The sequence below is a fragment of the Antarcticibacterium flavum genome (genome assembly GCF_006159205.1).
Taxonomy (GTDB): Bacteria; Bacteroidota; Bacteroidia; order Flavobacteriales; family Flavobacteriaceae; genus Gillisia; species Gillisia flava.
The window spans coordinates 3058792-3079123 of the sequence record NZ_CP040812.1; the positions used below are offsets into that span (position 1 = coordinate 3058792).

Consider the following 20332-nt stretch of genomic DNA (forward strand, 5'->3'; position numbering starts at 1 on the left):
AAACTAAATAATACGTAATGATAAAATTTTTCCCCCTTTGCCTTTTAACCATTCTCCTTTTTCTCTCCTGCGATAAAGCTGAAAAAAATTCATACGACCTGGTCATATCAAATGTAAATATTGTAGATATAAGGGCTGGTGATATACTGCCCAACCGGGTAGTGGCAATACAGGGTGACAGTATAGTAAGGATAATGAAGACAGGAGAGGAAAATGATTTTGTAGGACGTGAGAACCTGGATGCCGGTAATGCCTATCTTATGCCTGGCCTGTGGGATATGCACGTTCATTTTAGGGGCGGGGATACCCTTATTGAAGAAAACAAAGATATGCTTCCATTATTCCTGGCATATGGGATTACTACAGTAAGGGATGCAGGGGGAGACATAACCCCTGCTGTGCTGGAATGGAGAGAGAAAATAAAAAATGGAGAGCTGGTAGGCCCCCGGATCTTTACTCCCGGCCCCAAACTCGATGGTACCAACCCGGCCTGGCCGGGATCTATTAGGGTGGATAATGAAGCAGAGATCGAAGCTGCTTTGGATTCCCTGCAGGCCATGGGAGCAGATTATGTGAAAATGTATGATGGCAATCTTTCCAGGGAGGCCTTTTATCAAATAATCGCTGCGGCAGAAAGGCGCGGACTTAAAACCACAGGACATATGCCTTTAAGTGCAAATTTTATGGAGGCGATAGACCATGGGCTCGATGGCTCTGAGCATATGTATTACCCATTAAAAGCCGCCTCTCCAAAAGCTGATAGTCTCACGCAGCTAAACCTGGGTTATGCGATGATCGAGGAGATCATTGATACCTACGATCCTGCGTTAGCCAATAAGGTGTTTGAAAAGATGAGCAAAAATGAAGTCTATGTGACCCCCACCCTTTATATCGGTAAAACGCTCGCAGATATTCTGGATGTTGATCACACCAAAGATACCCTCCTGCCGTATATGGGAAAAGGGATACAGGAAACTTACCGCGGCAGGGTGGAAGGTGCTAAACGGGCCAGGAACAGTGGTAGCCAGATGAGACAGAAAATGGAGGAGATAAGCGAGGAGATGATAGTACCTATGTATAAGAACGGAGTGCGAATCCTTGCAGGGTCAGATTGCGGACCGTTTAACTCTTACGTCTACCCGGGAGAATCGCTGCACGGGGAACTTCGTGCACTATCGCGGGCAGGCCTCACCACCCTTCAGTCCCTGCAAACCTCAGTTATTAACGGCCCTGAATTCTTCGGCCTTGGTGAAAAATATGGTAGCGTGGAAGAGGGGAAAGTGGCAGACCTCTTACTACTGGAAAAGAACCCGCTTGAAAATCTGCAGAATTTACAAACCATCAGGGCTGTAGTAAAGGCCGGCAGGGTTCATAGCCGGGAGGACCTGCAGGAAATGCTGGAGGATGTGAAGGGAAAGAATCAAGAGATAAGAGACAAGAAAAAAAGTGAGTCCAGAGACTAGAGTCCAGAATCTGGAACTTCAGGCTTTAAATTCAAGCGGGATCCTTCTGTCATCAGAATGACAAATTAGAAAGAATAACTTAGAGGATTTGAAGTTAAGAGTAACTTGGGATGTTTTTGGCCCAGATATCCAAACTTTGATATTATTTTCCCTCATCGAGTCTTTTTCCGCTTTGCACCTCCTTAAAGGGTGGCGAAAAAACTATGCTGCTCCTTTCGATGGTTTTCTTTTAGTTTTGTCTGCATCATACGGGTTTAGGCGAATAAATAGAACCATGTGTCCACATTCCGGCCCGCTACACTCTTGTTTCTTGTTTCTTGTTTCCTGTTTTTTGTTTCTTGATTCTTGATTCTTGTTTCTTGTTTCTTTTCTTAAATAAGGGAAAATCCCCCATTCCCGATCCTGAAAAAAAATTATCTTTAGAGAAAACCTATGGATATGATACAGAACGGAATTATGGGAATGGTGTTTTTACTTTTTAGCTGTAGTTTAAGTGGAGATGCCCTCAAGGTAGAAGACATGATGGTGAACAGCTACACCGTGGAATGTGTTGGTGAGATGGAAGGCAATTGCCTTCTTGTGCAGGAAGGTGACCAAATTGGGACAGATGACTGGAGCCTTTTTTATTACGAGGATAGTATCTCGGGCTTTGATTATGAGCCGGGATATATTTATCATCTAAAAGTGCATAAGAAAAAAGTGAAAAATCCGCCGGCTGATGGTTCCTCTATTACTTACAGATTGGTAAAGATAATTTCAAAAGCGAAAGTATAGGTACTTCTTCAATAACTTCAGCATTATAAATGATCCTGAAAATAAAATACTGGCTTTTGATGCTGGGGCTTTTGGTCTCAGGACTAAGTTATGCTGTGCCTATACAGACATTGTCCTTAGGAAATGGAGTAGTTACAGAACTAATTTTAGAAGAAAAGCAGGAGGCGCCGGCTGCCGGATATATCTACGCAGCAAGGACTCCTGCTGTTTTTACAAGTGCTGGGTATAAGGATTTTTATTTTCCTTTCTTCCTTGACCTTCAGCAAAACATAGCACAACTTCAGCTAAAACTTCAAAAAAGCATTTTTTCAGAATTGGAATCGATCTTTCTGGAACAAAAACTTTCCGCAAGACTGGCATATTCCAATTTACTTATTCATTAGGCTTTATTGATTCTTTAATAGTCATTTTCGGGCTGCTACGAGTTCATTGATTATTTACTTCCTACGGGGAGATAAGCCTTACAATAATGAAAAAGTTTTATAAAATCCAAAGCAGGATTATGCTCATAATGTTCATAATCCTGGCGTCTATTCTACCTGTACCTCTTATTTTTTATTCCCGTGATAAATCCGGGAAATTTGTGGAGGAGAGCGATAAGGAAGAATCGAAGGAAGTCCTGGAAATTAAGTGATATAAGGACATTTAGTTTTTCCTCCTTAACTTGCAAAGAAAAAAAATTGCCAAGACCAAAATCCACGCTGGAACCCAATAAGATCAACTTCAGGGAGAGTTTCGCTTCCCTGAAGTTTGTTCCCCGGTTCTTCAAAGAAATAAGAAAAGTGAATCCGTTACTTTTCTATGCCAACCTGCTTTGCCGCACGGTTAACGCTATCCTGCCGGTACTCATGCTTTGGGTGGGAAAGTTGATCATCGATGAGGTGGTGTTGCAAATAGCTGCAGATGTTCGCGACCTTGATCGGCTTTGGGTCCTGGTAGCGGCAGAGTTTGGCCTGGCTATCCTTTCAGACCTTCTTAGTCGAGGGATAAGCCTTAGCGATGCGCTGCTGGGGGACCAGTATTCCATCAACACCTCGGTTAAGATCATTAAAAAGACTTCAGAATTAAACCTGGACCAGCTGGAAGATTCAGAATTCTATGACAAACTGGAGCGGGCGAGGCAACAAACTACGGGCCGGGTTGGATTGATGTCGAATATCCTTACCCAGGGGGAGGATGTGATCGTGATCCTGTCCCTGCTCACCGGGGTGGTGGCATTTGAACCCTGGCTTATCATTTTGCTGGTAGTTTCTATTGTTCCAACAATTATCAATGAAATAAAATTCAGCGGGACCAGTTATTCCCTTGCCAGGAGCTGGACCCAGGAGCGGCGGGAACTGGATTATTTACGCTATGCGGGTGCAAGTGATGTTACGGCCAAGGAGGTGAAGCTGTTCGGACTTTCAGATTATCTTGCCTTACGGTTTAAGAATCTTTCAGATAAATATTACCTGCAAAGTAAAAAACTGGCGAAACAACGTGCTGCCTGGGGGTCCTTCTTTAATGTCATTGGTACTGCTGCCTATTACGGGGCCTATGTGTTTATTATTTTCAGGACCGTTGCGGGCATCTTCAGCCTTGGGGATCTTACTTTTCTTTCGGGTTCCTTTAACAGGTTGAGATCAAAGCTGCAGGGTTTCTTTACCCGTTTTACCCAAATTACTGAAAGTGCCCTTTACCTGCAGGATTACTTCGAGTTTCTGGACCTTAAATATACCGATGATGAGGAAACCATGGAGAAGCTGCCGTTACCGGAGAAGATCCAAAAAGGTTTTGAATTCAGGAATGTGGGGTTCAAGTATCCAAAATCTGAAATTTGGGTGGTGCGGCATATAAATTTTGATCTTAGGGCTGGGGAAAAGCTCGCCTTTGTTGGAGAGAACGGGGCAGGTAAAACCACTCTTATCAAGTTGCTGCTTAGGTTCTATGAACCTACAGAAGGGGAGATCATGCTGGACGGGGTGCCGGTGAAGGAATATGACCAAACCGCATATCAGCAATACTTCGGGGTGATCTTTCAGGATTTTGTCAAATTTGAACTCACGCTGCGGGAGAATATTGCTATGGGCGAGATTGGAGAAATAAATAACCAGGAGCGTATTGACCGGGCTTCAGAAAAAAGCCTTGCCAATGAAGTGATAAATTCGGTCCCCCGGGGATATGATCAGCAACTTGGAAAAAGATTTAAACAGGGGAAAGACCTTTCAGGAGGGCAGTGGCAAAAAATTGCTATCGCCAGGGCGTATATGAAGGATGCGGAGGTACTTATCCTGGACGAACCCACATCTGCACTAGATGCCCGGGCAGAGACTGAAGCTTTTGATCGATTTATTAAGCTTACAGAAGGAAAGACCGCCGTTATTATTTCCCACAGGTTTAGTACTGTTAGGATCGCAGACAGGATCATGGTACTAAAAAACGGAAGTGTCCTGGAAATTGGTACACATGAAGAGTTGATGCAAAACGATAAGCTGTATGCGGAATTATTCAGGCTGCAGGCCGCAGGATATCAATAGTATTTTGAATTTTAAAAAATGACAGCTCGAATTTTAATGTTAAATGATAATTTACGTAAGCTGAAAAAATAAAAATTTCGGGATAATTGTTTACTTTGTTCCTTTAAAATGTATGATTTATGAAAAAGAAAATGTTGATCCTTGTTCTCCTTATGGGAGCAATACTATTTACCGGCTGCCATAAGAACAGTGATGACGAATTGGATTTTATTCCGGGCGATGCTAATTACGATCTTACCCTTGAAAATGATACCGAGGAAGAGATCGAGATCTACCTGCAGGGGTTTACCAGTGAGGATTTCGAAAGGAAAGGCTTACTTGCCCCGGGAGAAGAGATGGTCATTCAGCTAACTGTAGAATATACCTATGTGGTAAGGGCAGTGAATGTTGGGGAATCGCAGGAGAATTATTTCTTTCAGGAATCCATTACCCGCTTAAGTCCTGCAGATCTTACTTTGATGATAAGGAACTAGGCAAGGGAAACCTTCAGCTTACAATTATAGCCTTATATGTGGGAGAAATAACTTTTTAATAAAGGTTGTTCTGCTCATTTGGAGTAAAAATAAGCCTGGTTTATAGAATCGAGGTGGCCCGGATACTGTTTTTTAGCAACAGGATCGATATTCACAGCGGGGCTATTTTGTTGTGAATAATTCGGGATAAATCCCGTATCTTATATTTTCAGTAGAAAAGAGGAATAAGTACTTTAGCCTCAATTAAATTCCGAAGAAATTGGCAGCCAAAAAAGCACAGCAGGTAACTCCCTTGATGAAGCAGTACAACGCGATAAAAGCGAAGTATCCAGATGCTTTGCTGCTCTTTAGGGTGGGAGATTTTTATGAGACCTTTGGTGACGATGCTGTACGCACCGCCAGGATCCTCAATATTGTCCAAACCAAACGGGGGAACGGAAGTGAAGGTGAAACTGCGCTTGCGGGTTTTCCTCATCACGCTCTTAATACCTATTTGCCAAAACTGGTTAAGGCAGGGCTTCGGGTTGCAATTTGTGACCAGCTGGAGGACCCAAAGATGACAAAGACCATTGTGAAGCGTGGTGTTACAGAGCTCGTAACCCCGGGGGTGTCTTTGAACGATGAGGTGCTTAACAGCAAATCCAATAATTTTCTTTGTGCCGTGCATTATGGTAAAAAGAGTTTGGGGGTGTCTTTCCTGGATGTCTCTACCGGCGAGTTTTTGACCGCCCAGGGGAATGCAGAGTATATTGATAAACTACTCCAAAACTTCAGCCCCAGTGAGGTGCTGGTGCAAAAGCATTACAGGAAGGAATTCACAAAGACCTTTGGAGATGCCTTTCACTGCTTTTACCTTGAAGACTGGGTATTTAAATATGACTATACATACGAATCCTTAAATGAGCATTTTAAAACCAGGACCCTTAAAGGTTTTGGTATTGATCATTTAACTGAAGGGATCATAGCCTCCGGGGCGGTGTTGCACTACCTCGGGGAAACTCAACACCACAAACTGCAGCATATCACTGCGCTTAACCGTATTGCTGAAGAGGAATACGTGTGGATGGACAGGTTCACCATAAGGAATCTTGAATTATATCATTCCACTGCGCAAAATGCCGTAACCCTGCTGGAAGTTATAGATCAAACTATCTCTCCCATGGGAGGTAGAATGCTAAAGCGCTGGCTGGCATTGCCGCTTAAAAATCCTGATAGGATTAAGAGCAGGCAGCAGGTGGTCGCCCATTTAATGGGGAGCCGCCATGAGCTCGATAAGATCCAGCAGCATATAAAACAAATAAGCGACCTGGAAAGGCTTATCTCCAAAGTAGCCACCGGGAAGATCTGCCCGCGCGAGGCGGTCCACCTCAAGAATTCCCTGGATGCCATAGTGCCGGTAAAAACCCTGGCGATGGAATGCGGGGAGGAGGCACTTAAGGTCCTTGGAGACCAGTTGCAGCATTGCGAGGTGTTAAGATCAAAGATAAAGGAAACATTAAATGAGGATGCCCCGGTGAATATCCTTAAGGGAGAATGTATTGCAAGAGGTTTTTATCCCGAGCTGGATGAATTGCGAAATATAGCCTTTTCAGGCAAGGATTATCTGGACGGGATGCTGGAGCGGGAGACAAAGGAAACCGGCATCACATCGCTTAAGATTGGCAGCAATAATGTGTATGGGTATTATATCGAGGTAAGGAACACTCATAAGGACAAGGTGCCCTCTACCTGGATAAGAAAGCAAACTTTGGTAAATGCTGAAAGATATATTACCGAGGAGCTTAAAGAATACGAATCAAAGATCCTGGGGGCAGAGGAGAAGATACAGCAGCTGGAGCAGGAGCTTTTCGGGAAACTGGTTTCTTGGCTGGGAGATTACATCCAGCCTGTGCAGCAAAATGCAAGGTTGATAGGTCAGCTAGATTGTCTTTGCTCTTTTGCTAAACATGCGATCCTGGAGAATTATATTCAGCCTGTTATAGAAGATTCAGGGGAGCTGGACATCAAGGAAGGCCGCCACCCGGTAATCGAAAAGCAATTGCCGCCGGGGGAGAGCTATATTGCCAATGATGTTTACCTGGACCGGGAAATGCAGCAAATAATTATGATCACGGGGCCAAACATGAGTGGTAAGTCGGCCATTTTAAGGCAAACCGCCCTTATCGTCCTGCTTGCCCAAATGGGCAGTTTTGTACCGGCGGCAAGCGCCAGGATTGGCCTGGTGGATAAGATCTTTACCCGGGTTGGTGCCAGTGATAATATCTCCATGGGCGAGTCTACGTTTATGGTGGAGATGAATGAGACTGCAAGTATTTTGAATAATATTTCAGATAAAAGCCTGGTGTTGCTGGACGAGATAGGCCGGGGTACCAGTACCTATGACGGTATTTCCATCGCCTGGGCTATTACAGAATATCTACACGAGCACCCTGCAAGGCCCAAAACATTGTTTGCCACCCATTATCATGAGCTCAACGAGATGGGAGAGACCTTTGGCAGGATCAAGAACTATAATGTCTCTGTAAAGGAACTTAAAGACAATGTGCTGTTCCTTAGAAAGCTTGTTCCCGGTGGCAGTGCTCATAGTTTTGGGATCCACGTTGCGAAAATGGCAGGAATGCCACAGCAGGTACTAAACAGGGCCAATAAGATCCTGAAAAAGCTCGAGAAATCACATCAAATGGAGGATGCAGGTGCTGTCTTAAAGCAAAGCGCAGAGAACGACCTGCAGCTTAGTTTCTTCAACCTTGATGATCCCTTGCTGGTAGAACTGAAAGAAGAATTGCTTCACATAGATATAGATACACTTACCCCGGTAGAGGCATTGATGAAGCTCAATGAGATCAAGAGGATGCTGGGGAGTAAGCAGAAGAAGGCGAAGGCGTAAAATGGAAAAAGACCGCTGGCGCTGCTAGAGTTTAGATGTTAGACCGCTTCGCTGTTAGACTTTTTTTTAGTGGAGAGTGGAAAGAGGAGAGTGGATAGTCGGGGCGTGTAAATTATAAATACTCCGGGGATCTCTGTGCCGTACTTTGTGTCCTTGTGGTTAAAAGATACAAACGTTCAGGTAATTGAGAATTAGGCTCGCGTATAGAAACCAGAGTCTAGTCTCTAGACTCCAGACTCTAGACTCTCCTATCAAAGTCTCAATTCTCAATACTAATATCTCAATACTATTTTAGCTTCAAATTTTACAAAAAAACCTTTGCTATTAATGGAATTGTTTTAAATTTGCACTCGCAATTAATCATTGTGATCACCCGTAAGGCGTGAGAAGTTCTTAAAATTCGCGAAAATAGCTCAGTTGGTAGAGCGCCACCTTGCCAAGGTGGAGGTCGCGGGTTCGAATCCCGTTTTTCGCTCTTAATGACATACCGTTTTAAAAGCAACTTTTGTTTTTGGGTTCGATACAAGGACCTGAGATCCAAAATTATTTTTTAGAAGATCCACGCTCGGATGGTGGAATTGGTAGACACGTTGGACTTAAAATCCAATGATCAGCAACGGTCGTGCGGGTTCAAGTCCCGCTCCGAGTACTTTAAACCCTGATATTCTTTTGATTATCAGGGTTTTTTGGTTTTTATTATGACCTTTTCCCGACCCTTTCCCGACATTTCAACAAATACTAGAGCAGTCATTTTATTTATAGTCATTTAGTTAGTTTCAATAGGCATATCAAGTTAAATCTATTTCAGGGGCCTAGATTTAGTTTCTGATCTAGATAAGGAGAAGCGTTAAAAGCGGAGCACCCATAAAAATGGGAGCTCAAATAGAAGTGGAAGAAGGAGCTTTATTTTCGAGTTCCTTCGGTCAAAAATAAAGCCCCTTCAGTTTTTTAAAAGGTCATTACCAAGCAAAGGAGAGTAGTCCCTTCTTAAGCTTTTCCCCAACATCACCGTCACCATTTTTTTAGGAAAAGCAAAGTTATGGGATTTAGAAGTTAGCCGGACTGGGAGGTAATTTTGCTTCACCATCCTAATTTTCAATACGTCCTATCCTAATTCTAAATTCCAAATTAACAGGCAATCAAAAAATGGTAACGGCGAGGGCTCTGCGGGAAGTAAATGATACAGAAACTGAAAAGAAAGAATTGATTATTTTATATTCAGTTTCATTGAAGATTAAATCAAAAAATGGAAAACGCTCGGGGTGCAAAAAGTAAAGATTTGGACCTCAGCTTGTAAAAGCTCCACCTGCTCAGTAAAGTGGCGGGAAAACTGAAATTTTGAAAACAAAATAGCTTTTTCTGCTATATTCTCACGGCTCCATTTAACCATTAGGGTTGCTTCCTTACTTTTAAGACCTAGAGAAGACATATCGGAAAGAACTTTATGCCAAATTTATCCTCTTTCGACTTTTTTCAAGGCAATTCCTTTAAAAACCTCTATAGAACCAAATTTTACTTTCTATTCAGATAATGTCATTTATATAGAAAAAAATTGGTCTTCCTATTATTTGTTTTTAAATAGTATTATTCGCAATTAAAACATATGTTTTGTAAATAATTGATAATCAATTGTTTATTTGATTAAATTGAAATGTTGTTTTGTCAATACATTAAGATTCCAATGGATGAAAAAACAGGATATATATATTAGAGTTGGAACCCAATATTATAAGCAGGTAAAAACACCAAGTATTTCAGGTCATATAGTTGAATCCTTAGTGCCCTGGAATATCGAAACCATTAGGCAGGATCATGGGAAGACATATCTCGCGGCAATTCCGAAGTTTGATGGCTTCACTTGTATTCCAGATCATCTCAATTTTAGATATTCCTACCACAATTTTTACAACACTTATGCACCGCTGAGCCATATATTGGGTGAAGGTGAATGCCCTGTTTCTTTAAATTTTATTAAGCACATCTTTGGAAGTCATTATGAACTGGGTCTTGACTACCTGCAATTATTGTATGTAAAACCTACCCAGATCCTTCCGATCCTTTGCCTGGTATCCAGGGAACGCTCAACAGGAAAAAGTACTTTTCTGAAGTGGCTGAAATTGATCTTTGAGAACAACTTAACTTATCTCACCAATGACAGCTTTACCAGCCAGTTCAATTCTGACTGGGCCAATAAACTCCTCATTTGTATCGATGAAGTGCTCTTTAATAAAGAGGAGCTAACTGAAAGGATCAAATACTTAAGCACTACAAATTTTAATAAACTAGAGGCTAAAGGAAAAGACAAACGGGAAGTAGAGTTCTTCGGTAAGTTTATCCTATGCAGTAATAATGAAGAAAACTTCATAAAGATCGACCACCACGAAACCCGTTTCTGGGTAATACAGGTGCCTTCCATAGCAAAAGAGCAAACAGAATTTCTTGAAGCCTTAGCTGTAGAAATTCCAACTTTTCTGAATTACCTGAAGAAACGAAAGCTATCTACCAAACACCAAACCCGTATGTGGTTTTCCGCTGATCAAATAGAAACACCTGCCCTTAAGAAGCTGGTTCAGAACAACCGGAACCGTGTGGAAAGAGAATTAGCCGGTATATTGGTTATGGTAATGGAAAACCACGACCTGGATCATCTCGATCTCTGTCCGCTGGATGCCTTCAATGCCATCAGCAAAACAAGGCTGCGAACAGATCTCACCCAAATAAGAAAGATCCTGAAGAGGGATTGGAAACTGGAGAACCAGTCTAATTCCAACAACTACCGGAAGTTCGTCATTTGGTCAGATGGCAGTACCAACTTTCAGGATGCTAAAGGACGCTATTTCACTGTAAATAAAAGTTTCCTGGTTGAGAACTTCGAAGAGGAAAAATTCAGCTGAATTGAGTTCTTCAAAGGAAAAATGATGAAACGATGAAAAAATGATGACGTTAAACCTCCAGTATTTGCTGGGGGTTTCAGCTGCTGTCATCAAATCATCAAAATGAAAACTGTTTTCGGGGTATAATGGCTGAAAGTCTATTATTTTTTGATGATTTGATGATAAAATAAGATAAGACCAGTAACAGCAAGGGTTACGGCTGTCATCAAATTGTCATCAAACTGTCATCAAAATAAAAATGATGAATAATGAGAAGAGTTAGATGTCCACACAGAACCAAATTTGAAATATAAAAGGCTGATGAAAACAAAAAGAATAAGCTGTGAAAGAGCCAGAAGCATTTGCATCGTCAAAACTCTTGAAAAGTTTGGGCACTTTCCGAGCCGCACATCGGAAAAAGAAGCCTGGTTTCTGAGTCCCCTTCGGTCAGAAACACAGGCCTCTTTTAAAGTTTCTCTTCCTCTGAACAGGTGGTACGACTTCGGAATTGGAAGAGGAGGAAACGTGATAGATCTAGTATGCCTTATTTCTAATTGTTCGGTTATAGATGCATTATCTTATTTCTCAAATGAACTGCCGGTATTATCATACTATGGTAATTACCAATCAAGGGAAAGGAAAACTAAACCTAAAAACAAAGTACTCGGGGTGAAAACAATAGAACACCCATTACTGAAGAAGTACCTTATTTCTCGAAAAATTCCAATTTCGGTAGCTAGAACCTACTGTAGGGAAATTTGGTATAAATGCAATGAAAGGAAATTCTTTGCCGTGGGTCTTGAGAACAAATTGCACGGATGGGAACTTCGGAATTTGTACTCTAAAAGTTCTACCTCACCAAAGAGTTACTCTTATAGGAAGAAGGGTAAACAACATATTATAGTCTTGGAAGGAATGTTTGATCTATTATCGCTAGCCATCATATCTCCGGCAGAAGTAAAAAATTCAGATCTGCTGATTCTGAATTCCCTTTCCTTCATTCCCGAGATACTACCTCTTTTAGAAAACTACGTTACCATTAACTTATACCTGGACAGGGATTTTTCAGGTATAGAAGCCACAGGTAATATTTTAAGAAGCTGCTCAAGAAGCATCGATAGGAGTTCAATTTATACAGGCTTTAAAGACTTAAATGAAAAACTTCTGAATACAAAATGATTACAATTAGAAATTACCTAACGGAAGTGTTCTATTTTTTTGAGTAGCAAAGCAAGATGTGTCATTGTAATGACAATCTTGTTTTACGCCCGGAGGTTGCAAAGGAAAAAAAGATAAAAATGAGAAGGGAGTACATTCAGATACGGTGTTCGATTTACGAGAAAAAGCTACTCAAAAGAAGGGCAGCCAGAGCAGGGATTTCCCTTTCAGAATATCTTCGTTCCACTGCCTTTGAACGAAATGTTGTTGAACTGATCACTCCTGAGCAATTAGAGCATTACCGGATGCTGGTACAATACAAGAACAATTTTTCCAGAATCAGCAATATGTTTAAAAAGCGGGATCCGAAACTGGCTGCAACGGTGGAGAAGCTTGCCGAAGAAATAAGAAACCATTTAAAAAACTTTAAAAAATGATCGGGAAAGGACATTCCATTTCCAGAACAGGAGCATCTATTGCGTATGGCTGGAATCAGGAAAAAGAAGCTGAAGTGGTGCTTAAGGAGTATCTGGCCGGAGACACACCCGTGGAAATTACAGAAGAGTTCAAGATCATCCAATCCCAAAACCAACGGTGCACCAATAATACCCTGAGTTTTATTGTAAGTCCAACCGTAGAAGATGGAAAGAACATGAGCAGGAAAGATTTGGGAGAAATCGCTCAAAAGTTTTTACAGGAGATGAAGTTAACAAACCATCAGGTAATCGCATTTGTACACCGGGACAAACAGCATACCCATATTCATATTTATGCCAACAGGATCAGTCTTACAGGAGAAGTTTACAAAGACAATTTTATTGGAAAGCGGAGCCAACTGGCTGCAGATAATGTGGCAAAAGAATTAGGACTTACAAGGGTACGGGAGGTACAACGGGAAAGGCTTCAGGAATTAAATGGAATCCGTCAGGAAATTAGAAAGATCCATGAAAAAGTTTTGGGTTCTAGGCCAAAGTCGCTCAACGCTTATATCAGGCTCATGCAAGATCATAAGGTGAAAATGATACCTATTATTAACAAATCCCATCAGCTACAGGGGTTTCGGTTTGAATTTAAAGGAGTAAATCTCAAAGCAAGCGAGGTGCACCGGAACATGAGTGGCAATAGACTTATTGCTGAAATATTGCAGAACAGAAGTTGGAGCAGGTCAATTGAAGCGCCCAAAAGCCTGCAGATCCTGGACAAAACAGTACAATTAAGTGCTAGTCTTACAACCAAAATAGGCAAAGAACTCATCAAAGGAGTTATTAAAAGAGCATTGGATACGGGAATTGGTATGTGATATAAAAATCCTGAGCGATGAAAAAATTAGACGAGATCATGGAACTGATGGCTGATGAAATGGCAGATTTTAAATCCGCTGTTCTGCAGCTTCAATTGCTTTCCAAGCAATTAAAAGAGCTGAGCATCCCCATCAGCGCGGAAGCGCTGGAGAAGAACCTGAACCAATTTCTAGAAAGGCAGGAATTGGAAAGTCAGGCAAGGGATGAAATTTTAAAGTCTATTAATCAAAAACTAAAGAATGCCAGGATCATTCCTAACTATCTTCTCATCCTCTTCGGAGCACTGGGAGTATTTGTTTTGGGGGTGATCGGCTACTTGAGCTATTCCACTAAGGCTCAACAGGAAGAAAGCCTGAAAATCTATCGTACGATTCTGCAATCAGAACATCAGCTCCAGGAGGATTTCTTTTCAGCATATCCTAAAGTTAAAGCAGAATATTTCCAGTGGATAAATGATGAAAAGTAAGATTTTATTCCCTTTCTATCTGACTATACTCTTCAGCGGTCACGGGTCCAAGCCAGACTACGCTCCCTTGATCTATGTTTGTGCTAATGGCGGTATGAGTCATTGACTCCTCTGGCGAGGCACCGTGCCAATGTTTGACATTGGGAGGGCATTTAATAACCTCACCTGCGCTAATAATCTGTACGTCTTTTCCCTCTTCCTGATAATGGCCTTCTCCGTGAGTTATAATTAAAACCTGTCCTCCGGGATGATAATGCCAATTTGATCTTGCCCCTGGTTCAAAAGTGACATTTCCCATAGAAATATTATGAATAGTATCGTTTGGCGCAAGCATATTTACATATACAATACCTGTGAAATTTTCGCTGTTTATTTTTTCACCTTTCGGGAATGGATCTTCTAATGTACCGTTATCTCCAGATTGGTTGCAGGAAATTATGATTGGGGCTATTAAAGCCAATGCCATTTTAAATATTTTTCTCTTTATTGTCATTTGTTCCAAGGTATTTACTGAAGAAATCAGTTAGTTTGTTAACCGCCTGCGATACATATTCTGGTTTCCAGTATGTTTCTATATGAGTAGCTCCATTAATTAGAAGTAGCTCTTTATTTTTGGCATTACGAGCTTTATTAAAAGCATCATCTGTCATATAAAATGTATCTGCTTTGCTTCCGGCGATCATTAGTAAGGGTTGAGTGATTAGGTTCATATTAGTACTGGCATCAAATCTCATTAAATCCATCAAACTGCTCATCGTATACCTGAAGGTTGAATTGGGGTGTGCGTGTGTTCTGTGATAGTAGTAGTGGCCTTCTCGATATAAATCAAACGGCATTTTGTCTGCCATTTCATCGGACCACTCTATATCAGCAGCGTACTTTACTTCACCTCCGGCAGCTTCTAACGCCCGGGCATCTGATGCTTCCTTTAATCGCTCCTGAATGCTTGGTAATTGTGAGTTCATAAAACCATTGCGCCTTACCACTCCCGAATTAAACATGCTCAATGTGGCAATCGTTTTAAACCTTTTGTCTGCCTGTGCCGCTTTTAAAGAATATCCTCCACCACCACAAATGCCCAGCAGTCCTAATCTATCCTTGTCCACACCTCCATGTTGGGTAATATAATCGGCCATAGCGTGGATATCTTCAATACGATGTACGGGCTTATCAACATTTCGAGGGGTACCGCCACTTGCACCCTGATAAGCTGCATCTGCTACAATAGTAATGTAACCCTGTTCTGCTAATCGTTGTGCATATAAACCCGCAACCTGCTCTTTTACACCCCCGTTAGGATGTGCAATGACTATTGCGGGATACTTATTGGAGGGATCAAAATTTGCAGGGGTGTAAACATTGGCTGCTATTTCAATATTATTAATCTTATAAGTCACAGGATGGATGTTTACCTTCCCCTTGACATTTTCAATAATGGCGTCAGCATATACCAATCCAAAAGGATTTAATTGAAGTTCCTTTTGAGGGGATTGAGCATATACGGTATTCATTATTGCTGCTATTAAAATTATTGTGATTGTTTGTTTCATTTCTTTCATTTAAATCATTTGCTCTTTAAAAGCTCCTCCAATACCTGTTCCGCCGCGTCCGCTTCTTTTTCACCAATATTTTCTTCTATTAAATCCACGAGGTGTTCCAGCTGCCCGGAGGTCACCCCCTGATATAGGGCGATGTCCATATGCGATCGCATGAAAGGTTCTACCCCACCAAGGGCTGCGAGTACAGATACAGTAACCAGTTCCCTTTGCTGATAATTCAGCACATCCCGCTCGAAAATATCGGCGAAGAGATGCTCTTTCAGAAAAACTTCTATTGTCGGGGCAAAGGCCGCATAGCCTTTGTTTGGCCCCTCCAGAGGTTTCCCAGTAAGCTTTTCCAGATTTTCTTTGCCACGTACGTACTTTGAGCGGTTGTTTGTAACTGTAGAAGCCTCCGGGCCCACTTTGTCGTTGAGGCCTTTGGCTTTACGTTCATCCAAGACCGTCATAAAAGTTTGAAGCCCGTGGATACTACGCGGAAAACCAGCATACGCATAAAGATGAATAATTATTTCCTGAATTTCATTTATGGTTAGACCCGCATCAAGCCCGTCATTTAAGGCAGGTTTTAAGTCTTCTAAATTGCCAGTTGCCGTTAAAGCTGCAATGGAAACTATGGATTGTTGTTTAAGGCTTAGTGCCTTTTCCGTTGTTGTTCCTTGCTGTTGGGCATTTGTAGTAATGCCAAGAGACATCATCCCTACCAACAAGGTCAATATTATTTTTCTGCTAAATTCTTTCATTCTATTTTCTTTAATTTTGTTGCATTAAACCAATTTTTTGCAACCAATCATTAACTTGAGAGCGAACTTCTTCTCGTCTTTCTCCTTCGATGGCAAGGTAAATTCCATCTCTTTCCAAACCACCTCTGGTTGAATACGTTTCCAGAATATTACATTCAGGACATAGCTCTTCTATTTGTTGAATACTGCTTCCTAAACCATACCCTCCATTGGTATTAAAAGGAATTATTGTTTTACCACTAAGAGTATATTGATTCAGAAAAGATTTCATTGGAGGAGGCAATTGCATATCCCAGGTTGGAAATCCTATGAAAATTGTGTCATATTGATTCAGCTCCTTTATTCCAGTCTTTAAAGGAGGTAAATATCCGGTTTCGTTTTCTCTGTCAACCTGGTTAACAATTTCCCGATAATTTTCAGGATATGGATCTTGTAATTGGAGTTCAACCAGGTCACCGCCTACTTGACTCTGGATTAATTCAGCTACAGCCTTTGTATTATTTGTTCGGGATAGGTAAACGATCAAAGTTTTGCCACTTTCCTGTTCAACCATATCCTCCCCCCGTGGCTGATCTGTCGATTTTCCGTTGCAGGAAAAATTCAACCACAGGAGAACCAGTAGTGCAACAGCTAGATGATTTCCCATTTTCAATTCCTTTATTAATTACCTGGCCGGTCCATTTGCCGGACAAATGACATATTAGCTAATTTCCAGTCCCCATCTTCTTTCTTATATACTTCTGTAACCATAAACGGATTTGTTACTTCATTTCCTCCGACTACTGCCAGTAAAGTGATACGATTTAAAAGAATGGCAGTATTGCCCATAACATCTACAGAAACATCGTGAATCTCAGCATTTTTGTAATGAATACCACCGGACCTTATCACTTCCACCTCACGCTCCTTGCCCCAGCTTCCACCCATATGAACGAACTGGGATTTTTCGTGGAAGAGATCTGCCAAAGTATCGGCTTCTTTATCTGCCATCCATTTCCATTTCTTTTTAGAAAGTTCTATGATTTCCTGCTCGGAATCTTTATGTGCTAATTCAGGAGTTTTTAGCGCATTATAAGTTTCAGCAGTAAGGGTATCTGTCCATTTTGTAGGCGAATTTCCACTTATTGCCAGATAAGTAACCGTGTTATTGGGTGTAGCACCGTGCCAGTGTTCAACATTTGGAAGACACTTCACAACGTCTCCGGCACGGACCACCATAACTTCTTTTCCCTTTTCCTGATAATAACCAACCCCGTGAGTAATTAATAGTAATTGTCCATCAGGATGCAAATGCCAGTTTAGTTTAGATCCCTCAGCAGATACGGCCTGAGAGATGTTAAAATCGAATGTTTCATCGGCATCAAACACATGGCTCAACCACACATCTCCGGTATGATTAACATTAGGTGCTTTGTTACCTTTAGGAAAAATACTTTCCTGAGCCAACAGGAAATTTGGAATTAATAATCCTAAAGCCAGAATCAGAAACAAATTTTGTACGCTTTTCATATTATGAGTTTTAAATTTAGTTGTTTTTAATCCAGTCCTTTTTCCTTCAACCATTCAAACAAATGATCTGCCACTTCTTTATTGTTAAGGTCAGACATTGGGAAATGGGTGTTCCCCTCAAGTCCTATTTCAGGCAGTGGCACTAATGTTACATCCCCACCATGCTTTTTAACAGTTTCTGTCCATTTTCTTGCCATGGCAAGAGCTACACGCCACTGTTCCTTTCCGGGGTTTTGGGTAACTTCTTCAGGTATATAATCTCCATAGTAGATGATAATGGGGATCTCAGTGAGACGTTTAAATTCATCCATTGGAACAGCCCGGGCGCTCAATTGCCCACCCAGATAGGGCATAGGTTCCGGCACCTCTCCTTCAGGAAACACGAAATTACTTCCAGGTTCATAAGAAACAATCCCTTTAATATTTTGATTTTGTAAAGCAGTAAGCCAACCCTGGCCACCGCTATGAGAATGGGTAACTAAAACGCCGGGTCCAATTCTGTCAAATAAAGCAGAAACTGCAGCTATATTTAAATCAATCTCGAGGGGTCCAGTATCGGGCGTCATTTGTCTAAAGAATTGATCTAAGGCCTGTGGATCTTTAGAAAATTGAACTCCTTCATAAAATTCGGTTCCCATTCCTAAACGGAAAATCCCGAACCACAACTGATCATCTGTAGCGGCTGGAATTGTAGTTCCTTCAGTACCCCGTCCGGCGAGGCCTCGTCGTGGCTGATCAATTAAATATACCGGAAAACGTTTCCGAAGAAAAATACTTTGGAATCCCTCTCTGCCATCTGGTGTAGTTTGCCAGGTCCTCATAGATTGTCCGAAGCCATGCCAGAAAACCAGCGGGAGTTCCCTGGCATTTACAGGCCTTTGGTAAAACACAGTGCCGTGATCGCCATGCAATGTTTGACCTTCTGTACTTTGATTGCGAGGATTGAAAGCCCCGTGTTCTACAGGATCAAAAGTGCCGGGGCTCTTTTTGACTGTACCACCCACTGCAAAACTTCCCTGTTCCTGAATTTTGATAATACCGCTCTTCGTGGAGCTGCAGGAATAGAAGGTAATGGCAATTAAAAATATGTAAACCGGTTTAATACTAAAAATTATATATTTCATTATAAAAAGCTTTTCATCTGCAAATTTCTTTTGATTCTTTGTAAGTATTATTACATAAGTTACTGCTTTTTCTACCAATACTACTGATTGAACTTGACACTTTGGCAAAGCAAACAGAGAATACGTTGGATAATTTTATAATACTTTTAAAGATTTTCCCCTTCCTTTTTATTCCTTTGGAGGAGCTTCTACACCCATCCCATCAAGAACAGGTTGTGCATTACGGGCACCTGCAATTTCAATTTGTGAAAGTCCCTCATTAAAATCATTAAGTTCTTCTGAAGTAAAGGAAATTTCATTTGCTTTTATGTTTTCCCTGAGATGAACCGAATTTGAAGTCCCTGGGATTGGCACGATCCAGGGTTTTTGAGCCTGTAACCATGCTAAGGTTATCTGAGCGGGTGTTGCATTTTTACGAAGTCCCCATTCTTCTATGTAATAAAGCATTTTTAAATTTTGAGGAATATTCTCAGGCGTGGTTCGTGGTAAAATAGTTCGGAAATCTCCTTCAGAAAACCGGGTGTTCTCATTGATTGCATCCGCAAAAAATCCATATCCCAAAGGGCACCAGGGAACAAAACCAATATTTAATTCCTTACAGAGAGGCAAAACTTCAGCTTCAGGATCTCTCGTCCATGGCGAATATTCATTTTGAATGGCAGCTAGTGGTTGTACGGCGTGTGCTCTCCGTATTGTGTTTAGACCTGGTTCAGAAAGCCCCCAATGCAGCACCTTTCCTTCTTTAATTAATTCCTGAACGGTACCTGCCACATCTTCAATAGGGACATTCGGATCAACACGGTGCTGGTATAGCAGGTCAATATAATCTGTATTCAGTCTTTTCAGCATTCCCTCAACAGCTCTACGAATGGTTTTGGCGCTACTGTCAACTCCTCCTCTTTCCCCGGATTGAGGTTCTACATTGAACCCAAATTTAGTGGCCAGCACCACTTCTTTTCTAAAGGGCTTTATTGCTTCTCCCACCTGTCTTTCATTCATGTGTGGACCATAAACTTCAGCTGTATCAAAAAAGGTTACGCCATTTTCAAAGGCTTCTCTATAAAGCTTATTTACTTTCTCCTGTTCCCGTACACCTCCGGTATAGAAGCCAACAACAGGAAGGCCGCCTAAACCAAGAGAGGAAACCTCCAATTTTCCAAGGTTTCTACGATTGGTGGCTAGTTTTGTTTTTTTCTCCTCTTTCTTTCCGGAATTCTGGTGCGAAGTCTGTGCTCCCAGAGAAAACGGATTTAACGCAAGGCCTAAACCCGCAATTGCTGTGCTGCCTAAAAAGGACCGTCTATTAAAATTAATTCCTGACTTGTCGTTAGTATCTTTAAGATTATCTTTTTCCATATCCTTATTTTTACTTGATTTTGAACTTTTCAAAGATCCTTTTTTCTGCTTTTCAGTAAGTTATACAGATTACTGCATTTTCTACCAATATTACTGATTGACCTTCAACGGGTTAAAAGTGAGGAGTGGA

The 20332-nt window shown here is 41.4% G+C and carries 19 protein-coding genes and 2 tRNA genes; 14 read left to right on the forward strand and 7 right to left on the reverse strand.

The genetic code is table 11. From position 1 onward, the window contains the following. Nucleotides 1-17: 17 nt before the first annotated feature. The 14 genes from FHG64_RS13235 to FHG64_RS13295 all read left to right on the forward strand — a co-directional run bounded on the left by FHG64_RS13235 (nucleotide 18) and on the right by FHG64_RS13295 (nucleotide 13911). Entirely contained in the window at nucleotides 18-1463 is a 1446-nt protein-coding gene (locus FHG64_RS13235) for an amidohydrolase family protein (protein WP_139066852.1), read from the forward strand. A 438-nt stretch (nucleotides 1464-1901) separates the two neighbouring features. Beyond that, nucleotides 1902-2237, forward strand: coding sequence for a DUF4377 domain-containing protein (locus FHG64_RS13240; protein WP_168191363.1), 336 nt, complete (start codon nucleotides 1902-1904; stop codon nucleotides 2235-2237). Nucleotides 2238-2266: 29 nt separating this feature from the next. Beyond that, on the forward strand, nucleotides 2267-2620 hold the full coding sequence (locus tag FHG64_RS13245) for a hypothetical protein (protein WP_139066854.1): 354 nt from the start codon (nucleotides 2267-2269) through the stop codon (nucleotides 2618-2620). A gap of 86 nt (nucleotides 2621-2706) precedes the next feature. Then, nucleotides 2707-2871, forward strand: a complete 165-nt coding sequence (locus FHG64_RS19230; RefSeq protein WP_168191364.1) for a hypothetical protein — start codon at nucleotides 2707-2709, stop codon at nucleotides 2869-2871. Nucleotides 2872-2917: 46 nt separating this feature from the next. Then, complete coding sequence (locus FHG64_RS13250; RefSeq protein ID WP_139066855.1) at nucleotides 2918-4753, forward strand: ABC transporter ATP-binding protein; 1836 nt, start codon at nucleotides 2918-2920, stop codon at nucleotides 4751-4753. A gap of 119 nt (nucleotides 4754-4872) precedes the next feature. Further along, complete coding sequence (locus FHG64_RS13255; protein ID WP_139066856.1) at nucleotides 4873-5226, forward strand: hypothetical protein; 354 nt, start codon at nucleotides 4873-4875, stop codon at nucleotides 5224-5226. A 259-nt stretch (nucleotides 5227-5485) separates the two neighbouring features. Next, complete coding sequence (mutS, locus tag FHG64_RS13260; protein ID WP_246054108.1) at nucleotides 5486-8113, forward strand: DNA mismatch repair protein MutS; 2628 nt, start codon at nucleotides 5486-5488, stop codon at nucleotides 8111-8113. Between the two features lie 402 nt (nucleotides 8114-8515). Then, a tRNA-Gly gene (locus FHG64_RS13265) sits at nucleotides 8516-8588 on the forward strand. Nucleotides 8589-8676: 88 nt separating this feature from the next. Continuing rightward, nucleotides 8677-8762 (forward strand) — tRNA-Leu (locus tag FHG64_RS13270). A 1036-nt stretch (nucleotides 8763-9798) separates the two neighbouring features. Further along, the gene (locus FHG64_RS13275) at nucleotides 9799-11007 is read left to right on the forward strand and encodes a primase-helicase family protein (protein ID WP_139066857.1); all 1209 of its coding nucleotides are present in this window, start codon (nucleotides 9799-9801) and stop codon (nucleotides 11005-11007) included. A gap of 300 nt (nucleotides 11008-11307) precedes the next feature. Then, nucleotides 11308-12165 (forward strand): toprim domain-containing protein, encoded by an 858-nt coding sequence (locus FHG64_RS13280; protein WP_139066858.1) that lies wholly within the window; start codon nucleotides 11308-11310, stop codon nucleotides 12163-12165. Nucleotides 12166-12284: 119 nt separating this feature from the next. Further along, nucleotides 12285-12581 (forward strand): mobilization protein MbpA, encoded by a 297-nt coding sequence (gene mbpA, locus FHG64_RS13285; protein ID WP_139066859.1) that lies wholly within the window; start codon nucleotides 12285-12287, stop codon nucleotides 12579-12581. Then, nucleotides 12578-13444: a relaxase/mobilization nuclease domain-containing protein gene (locus FHG64_RS13290; RefSeq protein ID WP_139066860.1), complete on the forward strand. Its 867-nt coding sequence runs from the start codon at nucleotides 12578-12580 to the stop codon at nucleotides 13442-13444. The genes mbpA and FHG64_RS13290 overlap by 4 nt, the downstream gene beginning before the upstream one ends. A 17-nt stretch (nucleotides 13445-13461) precedes the next feature. Further along, nucleotides 13462-13911, forward strand: coding sequence for a DUF6730 family protein (locus FHG64_RS13295; RefSeq protein WP_139066861.1), 450 nt, complete (start codon nucleotides 13462-13464; stop codon nucleotides 13909-13911). Between the two features lie 4 nt (nucleotides 13912-13915). On the opposite strand, the gene FHG64_RS13300 is transcribed toward FHG64_RS13295, so the two are convergent. The 7 genes from FHG64_RS13300 to FHG64_RS13330 form a co-directional block, all read right to left on the reverse strand. Then, nucleotides 13916-14377: a (R)-mandelonitrile lyase gene (locus FHG64_RS13300; RefSeq protein ID WP_139066862.1), complete on the reverse strand. Its 462-nt coding sequence runs from the start codon at nucleotides 14375-14377 to the stop codon at nucleotides 13916-13918. A 1-nt stretch (nucleotide 14378) separates the two neighbouring features. After that, a complete protein-coding gene (locus FHG64_RS13305; RefSeq protein ID WP_139066863.1) occupies nucleotides 14379-15461 on the reverse strand; it encodes an alpha/beta hydrolase in 1083 nt (360 codons plus the stop codon). 14 nt (nucleotides 15462-15475) lie between these two features. Further along, complete coding sequence (locus FHG64_RS13310) at nucleotides 15476-16213, reverse strand: carboxymuconolactone decarboxylase family protein (protein WP_139066864.1); 738 nt, start codon at nucleotides 16211-16213, stop codon at nucleotides 15476-15478. Between the two features lie 10 nt (nucleotides 16214-16223). After that, nucleotides 16224-16859, reverse strand: coding sequence for a flavodoxin family protein (locus FHG64_RS13315; protein WP_139067975.1), 636 nt, complete (start codon nucleotides 16857-16859; stop codon nucleotides 16224-16226). Between the two features lie 14 nt (nucleotides 16860-16873). Then, nucleotides 16874-17722 carry a DUF4440 domain-containing protein gene (locus FHG64_RS13320; RefSeq protein ID WP_139066865.1) on the reverse strand — a complete coding sequence of 283 codons (849 nt, stop codon included), beginning with the start codon at nucleotides 17720-17722 and terminating at the stop codon, nucleotides 16874-16876. Nucleotides 17723-17748: 26 nt separating this feature from the next. Continuing rightward, nucleotides 17749-18846, reverse strand: a complete 1098-nt coding sequence (locus FHG64_RS13325; RefSeq protein ID WP_139066866.1) for an alpha/beta hydrolase — start codon at nucleotides 18844-18846, stop codon at nucleotides 17749-17751. A 168-nt stretch (nucleotides 18847-19014) separates the two neighbouring features. Continuing rightward, nucleotides 19015-20202, reverse strand: coding sequence for an aldo/keto reductase (locus FHG64_RS13330; protein WP_139066867.1), 1188 nt, complete (start codon nucleotides 20200-20202; stop codon nucleotides 19015-19017). Between the last annotated feature and the right edge of the window lie 130 nt (nucleotides 20203-20332).